The sequence below is a fragment of the Pseudomonas sp. GW822-FHT03F08 genome, from assembly GCF_058801265.1.
Genome location: NZ_JBXANC010000006.1, coordinates 325,961 through 339,784, shown reverse-complemented (window position 1 = coordinate 339,784; position 13,824 = coordinate 325,961). Strand labels below are relative to the sequence as shown.

At 61.1% G+C, this 13,824-nt stretch carries 15 protein-coding genes; 7 read left to right on the top strand and 8 right to left on the bottom strand.

Features of this window, described 5'->3' with window-relative positions; translation table 11 throughout:
- Window positions 1–233: 233 nt before the first annotated feature.
- The 3 genes from AC1RME_RS17410 to AC1RME_RS17400 all read right to left on the bottom strand — a co-directional run bounded on the left by AC1RME_RS17410 (window position 234) and on the right by AC1RME_RS17400 (window position 2,016).
- Complete coding sequence (locus AC1RME_RS17410; RefSeq protein ID WP_003227660.1) at window positions 234–830, bottom strand: superoxide dismutase; 597 nt, start codon at window positions 828–830, stop codon at window positions 234–236.
- Window positions 831–1,006: 176 nt separating this feature from the next.
- Complete coding sequence (locus AC1RME_RS17405) at window positions 1,007–1,609, bottom strand: LysE/ArgO family amino acid transporter (protein WP_065258596.1); 603 nt, start codon at window positions 1,607–1,609, stop codon at window positions 1,007–1,009.
- 5 nt (window positions 1,610–1,614) lie between these two features.
- Window positions 1,615–2,016, bottom strand: coding sequence for an ACT domain-containing protein (locus AC1RME_RS17400; protein ID WP_007953258.1), 402 nt, complete (start codon window positions 2,014–2,016; stop codon window positions 1,615–1,617).
- A gap of 96 nt (window positions 2,017–2,112) precedes the next feature.
- Between AC1RME_RS17400 and AC1RME_RS17395 the strand changes: the two genes are divergently transcribed.
- The 4 genes from AC1RME_RS17395 to AC1RME_RS17380 all read left to right on the top strand — a co-directional run bounded on the left by AC1RME_RS17395 (window position 2,113) and on the right by AC1RME_RS17380 (window position 6,015).
- Complete coding sequence (locus AC1RME_RS17395) at window positions 2,113–3,006, top strand: LysR family transcriptional regulator ArgP (RefSeq protein WP_096818404.1); 894 nt, start codon at window positions 2,113–2,115, stop codon at window positions 3,004–3,006.
- A gap of 54 nt (window positions 3,007–3,060) precedes the next feature.
- Complete coding sequence (locus AC1RME_RS17390; RefSeq protein WP_096818402.1) at window positions 3,061–4,053, top strand: NAD-dependent epimerase/dehydratase family protein; 993 nt, start codon at window positions 3,061–3,063, stop codon at window positions 4,051–4,053.
- A 105-nt stretch (window positions 4,054–4,158) separates the two neighbouring features.
- On the top strand, window positions 4,159–5,037 hold the full coding sequence (locus tag AC1RME_RS17385; RefSeq protein ID WP_096818401.1) for an ATPase: 879 nt from the start codon (window positions 4,159–4,161) through the stop codon (window positions 5,035–5,037).
- 132 nt (window positions 5,038–5,169) lie between these two features.
- Window positions 5,170–6,015 (top strand): cache domain-containing protein, encoded by an 846-nt coding sequence (locus tag AC1RME_RS17380; RefSeq protein WP_096818399.1) that lies wholly within the window; start codon window positions 5,170–5,172, stop codon window positions 6,013–6,015.
- 44 nt (window positions 6,016–6,059) lie between these two features.
- Here the strand turns inward: AC1RME_RS17380 and AC1RME_RS17375 are convergent, their stop codons facing one another.
- Both AC1RME_RS17375 and pobA read right to left on the bottom strand, forming a co-directional pair.
- Window positions 6,060–7,577, bottom strand: coding sequence for an MDR family MFS transporter (locus AC1RME_RS17375; protein WP_096818397.1), 1,518 nt, complete (start codon window positions 7,575–7,577; stop codon window positions 6,060–6,062).
- Between the two features lie 79 nt (window positions 7,578–7,656).
- A complete protein-coding gene (gene pobA / locus AC1RME_RS17370; RefSeq protein ID WP_493091599.1) occupies window positions 7,657–8,841 on the bottom strand; it encodes a 4-hydroxybenzoate 3-monooxygenase in 1,185 nt (394 codons plus the stop codon).
- Between the two features lie 187 nt (window positions 8,842–9,028).
- On the opposite strand from pobA, the gene AC1RME_RS17365 reads away from it, so the two are divergent.
- Window positions 9,029–9,925, top strand: a complete 897-nt coding sequence (locus AC1RME_RS17365) for a helix-turn-helix domain-containing protein (RefSeq protein WP_096818393.1) — start codon at window positions 9,029–9,031, stop codon at window positions 9,923–9,925.
- A 9-nt stretch (window positions 9,926–9,934) separates the two neighbouring features.
- Here AC1RME_RS17365 and AC1RME_RS17360 read toward each other — a convergent pair whose 3' ends face one another.
- Both AC1RME_RS17360 and AC1RME_RS17355 read right to left on the bottom strand, forming a co-directional pair.
- Window positions 9,935–10,162, bottom strand: coding sequence for a hypothetical protein (locus AC1RME_RS17360; protein WP_085730216.1), 228 nt, complete (start codon window positions 10,160–10,162; stop codon window positions 9,935–9,937).
- A gap of 41 nt (window positions 10,163–10,203) precedes the next feature.
- Window positions 10,204–11,109 (bottom strand): LysR family transcriptional regulator, encoded by a 906-nt coding sequence (locus AC1RME_RS17355; protein ID WP_096818391.1) that lies wholly within the window; start codon window positions 11,107–11,109, stop codon window positions 10,204–10,206.
- A 114-nt stretch (window positions 11,110–11,223) separates the two neighbouring features.
- Between AC1RME_RS17355 and AC1RME_RS17350 the strand changes: the two genes are divergently transcribed.
- Window positions 11,224–12,102 carry an MBL fold metallo-hydrolase gene (locus AC1RME_RS17350; protein ID WP_096818389.1) on the top strand — a complete coding sequence of 293 codons (879 nt, stop codon included), beginning with the start codon at window positions 11,224–11,226 and terminating at the stop codon, window positions 12,100–12,102.
- 46 nt (window positions 12,103–12,148) lie between these two features.
- Window positions 12,149–12,763 carry an NAD(P)-dependent oxidoreductase gene (locus AC1RME_RS17345; protein ID WP_096818388.1) on the top strand — a complete coding sequence of 205 codons (615 nt, stop codon included), beginning with the start codon at window positions 12,149–12,151 and terminating at the stop codon, window positions 12,761–12,763.
- A 53-nt stretch (window positions 12,764–12,816) separates the two neighbouring features.
- Here the strand turns inward: AC1RME_RS17345 and AC1RME_RS17340 are convergent, their stop codons facing one another.
- Window positions 12,817–13,695 carry a LysR substrate-binding domain-containing protein gene (locus tag AC1RME_RS17340; RefSeq protein ID WP_096818386.1) on the bottom strand — a complete coding sequence of 293 codons (879 nt, stop codon included), beginning with the start codon at window positions 13,693–13,695 and terminating at the stop codon, window positions 12,817–12,819.
- Between the last annotated feature and the right edge of the window lie 129 nt (window positions 13,696–13,824).

The following is a 13,824-nucleotide window of genomic DNA, read 5'->3' as shown; positions in this document are numbered from 1 at the left end:
CTGCCTGGAGTATTTGCCCTGGTTGTACTGTGTCGGTAGTTTTGGCCTCCAACTTGAGGGGCGTCGGACATTTTTTCCTCTGTTTGATGTTAGTCCGCTGTGGCTCGGGAGCAAGGGGACAAGGGCTGCTTTGCGTGTGGGAAATGGCCCTGTTTGCGATCAGATTCACCTTCGTGTTTTTCGCCGGCATAAAAAAACCCGGCAATAGCCGGGTTTTTTGTCTGGCGCGCAGCTTAAGCGGTGAAGGTCTTGCCTTCGAACTGCTCGGCCACGAACTTCCAGTTGACCAGGTTCCAGAACGCCTCGACGTACTTAGGACGCAGGTTACGGTAGTCGATGTAGTAAGCGTGTTCCCAGACGTCGCAGGTCAGCAGCGGGGTGTCGCCGCTGGTCAGCGGGTTGCCGGCGCCGATGGTGCTGGCCAGGGCCAGGGAACCGTCAGCCTTTTTCACCAGCCAGCCCCAGCCGGAACCGAAGGTGCCGATCGAGGTTTTGCTGAACTCTTCCTTGAACTTGTCGAACGAACCGAAAGCAGCGTTGATGGCTTCAGCCAGTGCGCCGGTTGGTTGACCGCCGGCGTTTGGCGCCAGGCAGTTCCAGTAGAAGGTGTGGTTCCAGACCTGAGCGGCGTTGTTGAAGATGCCACCCGAGGAAGTCTTGACGATTTCTTCCAGGGTCTTGCCTTCGAACTCGGTGCCTGGCACCAGGTTGTTCAGGTTCACGACGTAGGTGTTGTGGTGCTTGTCGTGGTGGAATTCCAGGGTTTCCTTGGAAATGTGCGGCTGCAGGGCATCGTGTGCGTAAGGCAGCGGCGGCAATTCGAAAGCCATGATGATTCTCCTAATCAGGTCTGTTGCGGTGAGCGCAAGGCCGATCACGGGCGGCCAGAAATGCACCGGCGAGTTTTTACTCTTTGCGGCGCAGGGTTCGGATCATAGCACCGGGGGTGCGGCATAACCACGCAACAACTGTGTGGGATAGAGGTTCCAGAGCCTTTTGGAATAAATCACGAAGCCAATATCAATTGCCCGGCCACCGTAAACATCATCACCGCCACCAGCAGATCGAGAATTCGCCACGTACCCGGCCGTGCCAGCCACGGTGCCAGCCATGCCGCGCCGAACGCCAGAGTGAAAAACCACAGCAGCGAAGCGCTCGCCGCGCCCACGACATAAGCGCCGGGCACTGACTGTTGCGCGCCAAGGGAGCCGATCAGCAGCACGGTGTCCAGATAGACGTGCGGGTTGAGCAGGGTCACCGCCAGTGCACTGAGCATCACCGCGCGCAATGAACGCACGGTCTGGTTTTCACCCTGTTGCAGGCTCTGTTTCGAGCAGGCCCGGCGCAACGCCTGGCTGCCGTACCAGATCAGGAACACCGCGCCGCCCCAGCGGGCAACCGCCAGCAACGTCGGGTTCTGCGCCAGCACCGTGGCCAGACCGAACACGCCCGCCGCCACCAGCAGCGCATCGCAGGCGACGCACAGCGCGGCAACCGGCAGGTGATGCTCACGACGCAGGCTCTGGGCCAGGACAAAAGCATTCTGGGTGCCGATCGCCATGATCAGCCCGAACGCCACCAGCAAACCGTTGGTATAGCTTTGCCACATGACAATTACTCCGCGTTGGCTGCGAGATCGCGCAGCACTTGCATGGCGCGTTCGGCGTCGGCCTGACCGACGAACAAATGGTCGTGGTAGTAGCCGGCAATCACGTTGCAGCTGATACCGGCCTTGCCCAGTGCGGTGGCGAATGCGGCGGTCAGGCCGACGGCTTCCAGCGCCGAATGCACGTTCAAGGTGATCCAGGCCGCAACGTAGTCGAAACTGAAACCGGCGCGTTCGGCGTGGGACCGTTCCAGAATCACCGTCAGGCCTTCCTGTTCGCGGAAACTGCCCACGACCTCCAGACCGCTCGGCAACTGACCGTCGCGCAAGGTGCAGAACACGTATTCGCCGGCATTGAGCTGCGGGCTCATGCTGCGCAGCAGGGTGGTCAAAGAGGTTTCGCCAGCCATGGGGGTGGTCCTTGATAAAGAGTGCTTGCTGGCTATTCTCCGGGCAGACGCTGTATAAGAAAAACCAATAGTGCTGATCGCTCATTAGGAAAACTGATGTTCGACTACAAATTGCTTTCCGCTCTGGCCGCCGTGGTCGAGCAGGCCGGATTCGAACGGGCGGCGCAGGTGCTGGGCCTTTCGCAATCGGCGATTTCCCAGCGGATCAAACTGCTGGAAGCGCGGGTTGGCCAGCCGGTGCTGGTGCGAGGGACGCCGCCGTCACCCACCGAAATTGGCCGGCGTCTGCTCAACCATGTGCAGCAAGTGCGCCTGCTCGAACGGGATTTGCAGACGCTGGTGCCGGCGCTGGACGAAGAGGGCCTGCCGGAACGACTGCGTATCGCGCTGAACGCCGACAGCCTCGCCACCTGGTGGGCCGAGGCGGTGGGCGACTTCTGCGCCGAGCAACATCTGTTGCTGGACCTGATCGTCGAAGACCAGACCGTCGGCCTCAAGCGCATGCGCGCCGGTGAAGTGGCGGCCTGTGTCTGCGCCAGTGAACGGCCGGTGGCGGGCGCCCGCAGTGTGTTGCTCGGGGCGATGCGCTATCGGGCGCTGGCCAGCCCGGCATTCATCGAACGGCATTTCCCCGACGGCGTGCGGGCCGAACAACTGCCGCGCACCCCGGCGCTGGTGTTCGGTCCGGACGACTTTCTGCAACACCGCTACCTTGCGTCCCTCGGTGTCGATGGTGGTTTCGAACATCATTTGTGTCCGTCATCCGAAGGTTTTATCCGCCTGACCGAAGCCGGGCTCGGCTGGGGACTGGTGCCGGAATTGCAGGTGCGCGAGCAACTGGAACGCGGCGTATTGCGCGAACTGTTGCCAGATAAACCGATCGACGTGCCGTTGTACTGGCATCATTGGCGCAATGGCGGCCAGTTGCTGGGGTTGTTGACCGACCAACTGGTGCGTTCGTCGTCGCAATGGCTGGTGCCGTTGGACTGACGGCCAGCGTCAAGACTCACGAATCAGGCAAAACGAAAGACAGCGGAGCTCTACATGAAAATTCTGGTCACCGGCGCAAGCGGCTTCATTGGCGGACGCTTTGCGCGTTTTGCCCTGGAGCAGGGCCTGGACGTGCGGGTCAACGGTCGCCGGGCCGAAGGTGTCGAGCATTTGGTGCGTCGGGGTGCCGAGTTCGTTCAGGGCGACCTGAGCGATCCGGAACTGGTGCGTGCGCTCTGCACCGACGTTGAAGCCGTGGTGCATTGCGCCGGCGCGGTCGGGTTGTGGGGCCGTTATCAGGACTTTCATCAGGGCAATGTGCAGGTCACCGAAAACGTGGTCGAAGCCTGCCTCAAACAACGGGTGCGGCGCCTGGTGCACCTGTCGTCGCCGTCGATCTACTTTGACGGCCGCGACCACCTCGGCCTGACCGAAGAGCAAGTGCCCAAGCGCTTTAAGCACCACTACGCGGCGACCAAGTATCTGGCCGAGCAAAAGGTCTTCGGCGCTCAGGAGTTCGGCCTCGAAACCCTGGCCCTGCGCCCGCGTTTCGTCACCGGCGCCGGGGACATGAGCATTTTTCCGCGCCTGCTGAAGATGCAGCGCAAAGGGCGTCTGGCAATCATCGGCAACGGCCTGAACAAGGTCGACTTCACCAGCGTGCACAACCTCAACGAAGCGTTGTTGAGCAGTCTTCTGGCGGCCGGTTCGGCACTGGGCAAAGCCTACAACATCAGCAACGGTGCCCCGGTGCCGCTGTGGGATGTGGTCAATTACGTGATGCGCAAAATGGAAGTCCCACAGGTCACCAAGTACCGTTCCTACGGGCTGGCCTACAGTGTGGCGGCGCTCAACGAAGGCGCATGCAAACTCTGGCCGGGACGTCCCGAGCCGACCCTGTCGCGGCTGGGCATGCAGGTGATGAACAAAAATTTCACCCTCGACATCAGTCGCGCCCGGCATTATCTGGACTACGATCCGAAAGTCAGTCTCTGGACGGCCCTCGATGAGTTCTGTGGCTGGTGGAAGGCCCAGGACATTCGTTGATACGAAGTGCTGAACCCAGCCACGGGTTGGGGGTCAATCCCTGCGGCTGCGGGGTTTATACTGCGCCGCAATCAGCCATTACCGGGTTTCACAAAGGTTGCCTCAATGTCCATGCGTAACGATGCACACGACGACGATTTCGACGATGTTCCGAGCCTGCGTGCCGACACACTCGATGACGACGATTTCCCTACCACCACTCGCACTTCCGTGCATTCGCGCACGCCACCCGTGGTCAAGGTCAAGTCGGCCAGCACCGGGCCATTGTGGGCGCTGGTCGGCGCATTGTTCTTTGCCTTCATCGGTCTGGCCTGGTGGAGTTTCCAGCAGATCTCGCTGATGGAGCAGCAACTGGTGGCGACCCAGGAAAGTTTCGCGCGGATCAGTGAAGAAGCGGCGGGGCGCCTGCAGGACATTTCCGGCAAGGTCGTGGCCAGCCAGACCAACGTCAACACCGACAGCGAAGCCCTGAAGCTGCAGATCAAGCAGTTGCAAAGCGCACTGCAGGATCAGAGCAAACAGCAGCAGGGTGTGGCGGGTCAGGCGACGGATCTGGACAAGCGTCTGGCGCAGATGACCGCCCAGACCACTGAACAGCAGAACGCCAACACTCAGTTGCAGGCTCAGGTCAAAGCCCTGAGTGCAGAGCTGGCAACGCTGAAAAGCACGCCGGCCGACACCAGCAAGGTCGATGCCCAGCTGAAAAGCTTCGATGCACAGGTCAAGGGTTTCGATGCGCAGTTCAAGAGCCTCGGCGCCGACATCACGGCCCTGAAAAAACAGGGCGGGTCGAACGCCGCGATCGATCGTCTGGAGCAGGAAATCGTTGTGCTCAAGAGCGAGCAGGACAACCGTCCGGCTTCGGCACAGGGCGGCTCCAGCACCGCCGAGTTCGATGCGTTCCGTGGGCAGATGACCCGCAACCTCAACACCCTGCAGGCGCAGATCCAGAACCTGCAACAGCAGATCAACGCCCGGCCGTGAGCCCCTTCTGTGGCGAGGGCGCGAACGCCCTCGCCACACACCCATCGCAACATTCAGAAGCTTTCTGAATATCCATACCTGCCGTCAGGCCGTCTACGCTCTTGAAACACCAACAAGAACGAGGGATGCGTCATGGGGTTTGTGCAAAAACTGGCCTGGCTCGGCGCGGTGCTGTTTTTGAGTTTCGGACAGGCCAATGCGGCCACGGAAAAGGATGACAGCAAGGCCGCCATCGCCTTGCTGGAAAAGGCTCTGGCCTACTATCACGACAATGGCGACAAGGCGTTCGCGGCGTTCAGCCGCCAGGGCGAATTCGTCGACAAGGATCGCTACGTGTTCGTGGTCGATACCAAGGGCGTGATGCTCGCCAGCGGCGGGCCGTCTTCGGCGCTGATCGGCCGGGACGTGAGCGAAGTGCTCGGGCCGGATTTGCAGAAAGCGTTCAAGGACGCGCTGAAAGTGCCGGAAGGCAACGGCATCCAGCAGGCCGAATATCGCTGGCAGAATCAGGCCGACGGCAAGGTCGAGCGCAAGCATGTGTTCTATCAGCGCATCGGCCAGCGGATTCTGGCGGTCGGTTACTACTTGCCGCGAGCATCGGCAGAACAGGCGAAATCATTGCTCGACAAAGCCGCCACTGATTTGACCAAGGACGAAAAGGGCACGCTGATGGCGGTCAACTCGCTCAAGGGCGGTTACCTGCAGGACGACCTTTACGTGTTCGTGGTGGACCTGAAAACGCAACGTTACGTCGCCCACGGCACCAACCTGCGGTTGATCAATACCGACTTCGCCAAGGTCAAGGACCCGGAAGGCAAACCGGTGGGCGAGCCGATTCTGGCGCTGATCGGCAAACAGGATGAAGGCGAGTATGAATATCGTTGGAAGAACCCGGTGACCGGCAAGGTCGAGGACAAACATGCCTACCTGAAGAAGGTCGGGGATTTCCTGGTGGCGGTCGGTTATTACAGCGCTTGATCCCAGTGGGCTCCCACGCAAGGCGTGGGAGCTATCGGCATCGGTCAGCGGGCGCCGTGTTCACGCCCGCGCAACAAACGGTTCGGCATGGCAAGCGCCGCTGCCAGCCCGAGCAGCGACACCCCGGCGCTGACCATCAGCAAATGCCGGAACGTCACCAGCAACTCGGCACGCAAGGCATTCTGCGCATCGCCGGGTGCCGCGTTCAGGCCATCGAGCAGCACATTGCCGGAATGACCTTCGCCGATCAGCGATGCGCCGGTCAGGTGAGCAAAACTGGAGTCCTGCAACAACGCCAGCAACAGTGCTGACATCAACGCCACGCCCACCGCACCGCCCAAAGAGCGGAACAGGTTGGTGGTGCTGGTGGCGACGCCAATGTCCTTTTGCTCGACCGAGTTCTGCGTGCCGACCAGCGAGGTCGGGAACTGCATGCCCCCGGCGATACCGCTGAGCAACATGAACACACTACTGATCAGCGTCGCATCGGGCGGGCTGAAGGCCATGCCGAGGATCGAGATCGGCATCAGCAGCGCACCGGTGAAAATCTGTGGCTTGTAGCGCCCGGTAATCGACGTGCGACGACCGGCGAAATAGGCACCGATCGGCAAACCCATCGCCAGTGGCAACAAGTGCAGGGCCGCGCTGTCCGCCCCGGCGCCAGTCACGCTCTGGAAGCGCAGCGGCATCAGCACGATCAACGAAATCGCTTGAAAGCTGCAGAAGAAAATCGTGCACCAGCACAGCAGGGCGCTGCGGTTGGTGAACAGGTGCATCGGCAGCAACGGCTCCCGGGCACGTCGCTCATGCCAGACGAACACCGCCAGCACCGCCACAGCACAAGCGAACAGACCGAGGACTTCACTGCTGCGCCACGCATGGCCTTGGCCGACCTGAGTGATCGCCAGCAACAATGCCGTCAGGCCGATGATCATCAGCAGTGTGCCGAGGTAGTCGATGACCGGTTTGCGCTGGGGAATCGGCAGGCCGATCAGATTGCGTCGCGCTACCCAGTAGGCGCCGAGGCCCAGCGGCAGGTTGATCAGGAACACCCAGCGCCACGACAGGTACTCGGTCATGTAGCCGCCCAGCACCGGACCGGCAACACTGGCCACTGCGTACATGCTGGAGAAGTAGCCCTGATAGCGCCCGCGCTCCCGGGGCGGGACGATGTCGCCGATGATCGCCTGGCTCACCGAAATCATCCCGCCGGCACCGATGCCCTGGAAGATCCGCGCCAGCACCAGTTGCTCCATGCTCTGAGCCATGCCACAGAACAGCGAGGCAAGGGTGAACAGGCCCATGCCGAACAGCATCAGTTTGCGCCGCCCGTACAGATCACCGAGCTTGCCGTAGATCGGCACCGCCACGGTCATCGCCACCATGTAGCCGGAAATCACCCAGGCCAGCAGGCTGACGTCCTTGAATTGCGCGGAGATGGCCGGCATGGAAACGGCGACGATGGTCTGGTCCAGCGCGCCAAGAAAGATCGCCATCATCAGCGCGACCAGCACGCTGCGAATGGCCGGTTTGGGCGTTTCGGGATGGTTGAGATTGGTCACGGGCAAAACCTGCGGGCAGTGAGTGTCCCGCAGATCGTCAGGCGAGCGGGGATGCTCGCCAGTGTAAGTCGGTAGCAGGCTATTCGATAGCCTCATAAGGAAGTCCGACGTAATTTTCTGCAATGGTTTTTTGACCCGCCTCTGAACTGACAAAGTAGTCCAGTTCCGAAGCACTGATCCGCTGGCTGAAATCATCGTGTTCGTCGAAACGGTGCAGCATCGAGGTCATCCACCAGGAGAACCGCTCGGCTTTCCACACCCGACGCAGGCAGATTTCCGAATACTTCTCCAGTAAATCAGTGCGCCCTTCGCGGTAAACCTTCAGCAGAATCCTGAACAGGGTGCTGACGTCGCTGGCCGCCAGGTTCAAACCCTTGGCACCGGTCGGCGGAACGATATGCGCCGCATCCCCCACCAGAAACATCCGCCCGTACTGCATCGGCTCGACCACAAAACTGCGCAGCGGCGCGATGCTCTTTTCAATCGACGGACCGGTCACCAGCTTCTGCGCCAGATCCGCCGGCAGGCGATTGCGCAGTTCATCCCAGAAGCGCTGATCCGACCAGTCGTCGACGTTCTCCTCGGCCGGCACTTGCAGGTAATAGCGGGTGCGGGTTGCCGAACGCATGCTGCACAGGGCGAAGCCGCGCTCGTGACGGGCGTAGACCAGTTCGTCGTGAATCGGTGGTGTGTCGGCGAGTATCCCCAGCCAGCCGAACGGATAAACCCGTTCAAAGACCTTCAGGCATTCCGCCGGGATCGACTGTCGGGCCACGCCATGGAAACCATCGCAACCGGCGATGTAATCGCAATCGACGCGCCAGGTTTCGCCGTCCTTTTCAAACGTGACGAAGGCCTCGTCGCTTTTCATGTCACAGGGAACGACATGGCTGGCTTCGTAGATTGTCTGTCCGCCGGTCTCCCGACGAGCGGCCATCAGGTCGCGGGTGACCTCGGTCTGGCCATAGACCATCACGGTTTTTCCACCGGTCAGCGCCTGCAGATCGATGTGCACCCGACGCCCGTCGAGGGCCAGTTCGAAACCACCGTGGACCAGCCCTTCGGCGTCCATCCGCTGACTCACGCCAGCCTCGCGCAACAGCTCTACCATGCCCTGTTCAAGGACCCCGGCGCGGATTCGGCCGAGTACATAGTCAGGTGTCTGGCGCTCGATAATCAGGGTGTCGATGCCGGCGTTGTGCAGCAGTTGGCCGAGCAATAATCCGGACGGACCGGCGCCAATGATGGCGACTTGGGTTTTCAGCGTTTTCATTGTTTTTATGACTCGCAAGCTTCACGCGACAACGGCCGGTGAATGATTTTCAGGATTCGAGTGCTTGCATTTTTCCCTTGCGGGTCTGTCAATTGAAGGTGAAAACTGAGCCGATACCTGTACATTCTGCCAATCGGTGCGATTATCGCCCGCAACCTTCGAGGCCTGGATTGAAGTGATGAACAAGCCTGACCTGCCTTCGATTCCGGTGTTCAAGCTCTACGGTGAAAGCCTGGACTGGCCAACCCCTGACTTGCTGCACTGTGAAACCATTTCCAAACGCAGCCGCGAACATCAATGGGAAATCAAACCCCACCGCCACGCCGATTTGTGCCAGTTGCTCTTCGTATTCAAAGGTCAGGCAGAGCTTGAAATCGAAGGCCAACGCACGCAACTGAACGAAACCGCGATCCAGATCCTGCCGCCGTTATCGGTGCATGGTTTCCGTTTTTCCGAGGACGTCGAAGGATTTGTCGTCACCCTGGCCACGCCGTTGATCAACCATTTGCAGGCGCAACTGGGCAGCGCGGTGCAGGCTTTGGCCCAGGCCGAAAGCTACCCGGCGGGCAAGGACGCGGACTACCTCAACAGTCTGTTTGCCGCGTTGCAGGCCGAGTACAACGGTCATCAACCGGCGCGGGAAATGCTCATGCATTCGCTGGTCAGCGTGATCATGGTCTGGGTCAGCCGCCAGGCGATCCACCGCCACAACGCCACGCAACGCCCGCAGCGTCAGCGCGAATACCTTAATGGCTTTATTCAACTGGTAGAGGAGACGTACCGACAGCACGTCAAGGTCGAGGACCTGGCCCATCGCCTGGGGATTTCCGTCTCGCACCTCAACGGCACCTGCCGCGAACTGGCGGGGCAGCCGGCGTTGCAGATCATGCATGAACGTCAGTTGCTGGAAGCCAAGCGTCTGCTGACGTACACCAGCATGACCATTTACGAGATGTCCGACGTGTTGGGTTTTTCCGATCCGACCAACTTCACGCGCCTGTTCCGGCGCCGGGTGGGGATCTCGCCAAAGGCGTTCCGCGACCGCTTGAAGGCCGAGCAGAACGACGACGCCTGACGTCCTGTATCAGCGCAGGGCGTTGAGGGTGGCGTTGTGAGGGATGCAGCGCTCGAAGTTGCAGCTCGCGTACTCACGGGGCAGTTGCCGCAACTGCTCCACGCGCCATGCCGCGGTGCCGTACAGCGCCAGCGTGGCCGCGCAGGTGATGAAAATCGCGAGGTATCTTCTTGTTCTGGTGCTCATGATCATGGCGTTGACCTCTGAACGAATACCCTTGGGTACTACTTTCAGCATAGGTCAGCGCCGTGGAGTTGCCAGCCGCGCGGCGAACGGGTTTACAAGCCGACATCCCATTGCGGGTTTTCGGGAAACCGCAGTACCAGGAAATCCAGCATGCTGCGCAGCGCCACCGGCATGTGTTTGCGCGAGGCGTACACCGCATAGATGTTCATCCGCCGAGGCTCGGCGTGCGGCAGCAGGCGCACCAGTTCCCCGCTGTGAATATGTACGCCGGCCTGATAGGTCGGCAGCATCGCCACCCCGGCACCGGCCAGTGTCGCGCGCAGCAGGGTGCTGGCCTCGTTGGCGCTGATGTTGCCCTGCACCGGCACCGACACCGGTTCGCCATCCTCCTCGAAATGCCACAGGCTCTTGCCGAAATAGGAATGGGTCAGGCAGTTGTGTCGGCTCAGATCTTCTACGCGCTGCGGCTGCGGGTGTTCCCGCAGATAGGCAGGTGCGGCGCAGACCACCGAGCGGCAGACGGTCAGGCGCCGGGCGATCAGGTTGGGATCGAGATCGTTGCTGGTGCGGATCGCCAGGTCGATGCGCTCGTCCACCAGATTCACCGTGCGGTCGAGCATTTGCAGGTCGATGTTGACGCCCGGGTAGCGTTTGACGAACGCGGCCATGGCATCGGCCAGTTGTGCCTGGCCGAACGAGGTGCTGACGCTGATCCGCAACAACCCCCGTGGCGCATCGTCGGGTTCGCTGACGGCGGCCTGCATGTCGCTCGACAGTTCGAGCATCTGCCGGCAGCGCGGCAGGATCTCGTTGCCGGCGGCGGTCAGGCTCAGTTTGCGCGTGGTGCGGTGCATCAGGCGCGCGCCGACCCAGTCTTCCAGTTCCGCCAGATACCGCGACACCACTGGCCGCGACAGGTCCAGGTGATCGGCCGCCGCCGACTGGCTGCCCAGATCCACAACCGTGACAAACACCCGCATTGCTTGGAGACGATCCATGATTTGCCCGCTTTCAGAAACAAACTATGTTTAAGCATCGCATTTTTTGTAATGAGTCTGGCAACTAAGCTCTGTCCCATCGCCAAGCACGGCATATGAACAGCGGAGCAACCCATGATCGGCTTCACCACTCTCAAGCGCGTTTTACTGGCCACCGCCACCCTCGGTTTTGCTGCCCACGCAGCGGCCGCGAACCTGAGCCTCGATGTCTACAACCCGGGCACCAACGCAATCTTCCCGGTGACCTCGGTGCTGGTCAGCGGCGAGAAGGACGCGATCCTGGTGGACGCCCAGTTCGGCAAGTCCCAGGCCGAGCAAGTGGTGGAAAAGATCCGCGCCAGCGGCAAGCAACTGACCACGATCTACATCAGCCACGGTGACCCGGATTACTACTTCGGTCTCGACACCCTGACCAAAGCCTTCCCGAATGCCAAGGTACTGGCTTCGCAGCCGACCGTTGATCACATCAAGCAAACCGTCGACGGCAAACTGGCGTTCTGGGGCCCGAAAATGGGCGCCGACGTGCCGGCCAAAACCATCGTGCCGGGCGTGCTCAAGGGCGACAGCCTGATGCTTGAAGGCCAGAAACTGCAGGTAGTCGGCCTGGAAGGCAAGCAACCGGATCGCAGCTTCGTGTGGATTCCTTCGCTGAAAGCCGTGGTCGGTGGTGTCGTTGTCGCCGAGAACATCCACGTGTGGATGGCCGATACCCAGACTGCACAATCCCACGCCGACTGGCTGGAAACCCTGCACTCGATCGAAACCCTGAAACCGAAAACCGTGGTGCCGGGTCACTACCTGGGTGACAGCGCCCGCTCGCTGGCGGCCGTGAAGTTCACTGCCGACTACATCAAGGCGTTCGACGAAGAAACCGCCAAGGCCAAGGACTCTGCCGCGCTGATCGCCGCGATGAAAAAGCGCTACCCGAAGCTGGGCGAGGAAAGCTCGCTGGAGCTGAGCGCCAAAGTCGCCAAGGGCGAGATGAAGTGGTAACCCGATTCTGAAAAACGCAGCACTCTCAAGCCAACTGGAGAATGTCATGAGCAAGATCGCAATCATTGGTGCCACCGGCCGTGCCGGCAGCCAATTGCTGGAAGAAGCCCTGCGTCGCGGCCACAGCGTCACCGCCATCGCTCGGGATACCTCGAAGATCGGCGCCCGCGCCGGTGTGGTCAGCAAGAACGTAGACGTTTTGAATGCCGCCGCGCTGCAAGACGCCGTCGCCGGTCACGATGTGGTGATCAGTGCCGCGCATTTCGCCACGGTCCCGGCCAGCGCGCTGATCGGTCCGGTGAAACAGGCCGGGGTGAAACGTCTGCTGGTGGTCGGCGGTGCCGGTTCGCTGTTGCTGCCGGACGGCACCCGAGTGATCGACAGCGCCGGTTTCCCGGCCGAGTACAAGGCTGAGGCCAGCGCCGGTGCGGCGTTCCTTGATGCGCTGCGTCAGGAGAAGGAGCTGGACTGGACGTTCCTGTCGCCGTCGGCGCTGTTTGTCGAAGGCGAGCGCACCGGCAAGTTCCGCGTTGGCAAGGATGACTTGCTGGTGAGCGCCGAAGGCCAGAGCTCGATCACCTTTGCCGACTACGCGATTGCGCTGATCGACGAAGTGGAAACGCCGAAGCATTCGCGGCAGCGGTTTACTGTCGGTTACTGATGTAACCCGATCAAACGTTCCCACGCCTTGTGTGGGAACGTTCAGTAACAGGCTCACCGCGTATGAGCCTGCTCCACCAACCACCCCATCAATTCCTGCAACTTCGCCGACGGCTCCGACGCCGGCGCCACGATGTAATAGCCCAATCCCGTCTTCACCTTCAGATCGAACGGCATCACCAGTCGCCCGGCGTTCAAGTCATCGCCGATCAACGACCAGTCGCCGATCGCCACCCCAGTCCCGTGGGACGCCATCGACATCGCCTGATCCAGGGTTTCGAAATGCTGACCGCTGCCGATGTTGCTCAAGTGCAGTTCGGCGGCCTCCAGCCACAGCGTCCAGTCGTCATCGGTGTGCGTCGGGTGCAGCAGCAAGTGCTGTTGCAAGTCGGCTGGCGTGTGCAGGGCCGACGACCCCTTGAGCAGCCCCGGTGAACAGACCGGCGTCAGTTGTTCATCGAACAGGTGCAAGGTCGCGGGCGAGTCGTGGGGCGCGGTGCCGTAGGTCACTGCGGCGTCGAACTGCTCGCGATGAAAGTCCACCCCGTGCTGCAACGACGCCGTGAGTTTCACCGGCACGTCCGGGCGCTCGCGCTGCCATTGCAACAGCCGCGGCAACAACCAGCGCATCACGCAGCTTGGCGCCTTGAGTTGCAGGGTTTCGCGTTTGGCGCCGATCAGCTCCACCGAGTCGCCGATCAGGCTGAACACCTGCTGCACCCGTGGCAGCCATTCGCGACCTTCGGCCGTCAGTTCCAGGCCCCGGGCCAGGCGAATGAACAACTCATAGCCCAGATGTTCTTCAAGCCCGGCGATCTGCCGGCTCACCGCACCTTGGGTGATGTGCAACTGCTCGGCGGCCCGGGTGAAGTTGCAGCACTGCGCGGTGATCAGAAACGTGTGCAGGGCGGGCAGGGGAGGCAGTCGTTTCATGTGGATCCAAGGTATGACGTGAGGACATGGCTAGTATGAGCTTTTATCGATTGTTGCGGCTACGGGTCGCCCGTTTCAATGAGGCCAATCACCGGTTCCTTTAAAGCCCGGTGCCTCAACGAACAAGAA

Coding starts and splice junctions, on each gene's coding strand:
- AC1RME_RS17405 (WP_065258596.1), bottom strand. CDS start 1,609: ATGTGGCAAAGCTATACCAACGGTTTGCTGGTGGCGTTCGGGCTGATC.
- AC1RME_RS17365 (WP_096818393.1), top strand. CDS start 9,029: ATGAACAAGCCTGACCTGCCTTCGATTCCGGTGTTCAAGCTCTACGGT.
- AC1RME_RS17360 (WP_085730216.1), bottom strand. CDS start 10,162: ATGCTGAAAGTAGTACCCAAGGGTATTCGTTCAGAGGTCAACGCCATG.
- AC1RME_RS17390 (WP_096818402.1), top strand. CDS start 3,061: ATGAAAATTCTGGTCACCGGCGCAAGCGGCTTCATTGGCGGACGCTTT.
- AC1RME_RS17400 (WP_007953258.1), bottom strand. CDS start 2,016: ATGGCTGGCGAAACCTCTTTGACCACCCTGCTGCGCAGCATGAGCCCG.
- AC1RME_RS17340 (WP_096818386.1), bottom strand. CDS start 13,695: ATGAAACGACTGCCTCCCCTGCCCGCCCTGCACACGTTTCTGATCACC.
- AC1RME_RS17410 (WP_003227660.1), bottom strand. CDS start 830: ATGGCTTTCGAATTGCCGCCGCTGCCTTACGCACACGATGCCCTGCAG.
- AC1RME_RS17350 (WP_096818389.1), top strand. CDS start 11,224: ATGATCGGCTTCACCACTCTCAAGCGCGTTTTACTGGCCACCGCCACC.
- AC1RME_RS17395 (WP_096818404.1), top strand. CDS start 2,113: ATGTTCGACTACAAATTGCTTTCCGCTCTGGCCGCCGTGGTCGAGCAG.
- AC1RME_RS17380 (WP_096818399.1), top strand. CDS start 5,170: ATGGGGTTTGTGCAAAAACTGGCCTGGCTCGGCGCGGTGCTGTTTTTG.
- AC1RME_RS17355 (WP_096818391.1), bottom strand. CDS start 11,109: ATGGATCGTCTCCAAGCAATGCGGGTGTTTGTCACGGTTGTGGATCTG.
- AC1RME_RS17345 (WP_096818388.1), top strand. CDS start 12,149: ATGAGCAAGATCGCAATCATTGGTGCCACCGGCCGTGCCGGCAGCCAA.
- AC1RME_RS17385 (WP_096818401.1), top strand. CDS start 4,159: ATGTCCATGCGTAACGATGCACACGACGACGATTTCGACGATGTTCCG.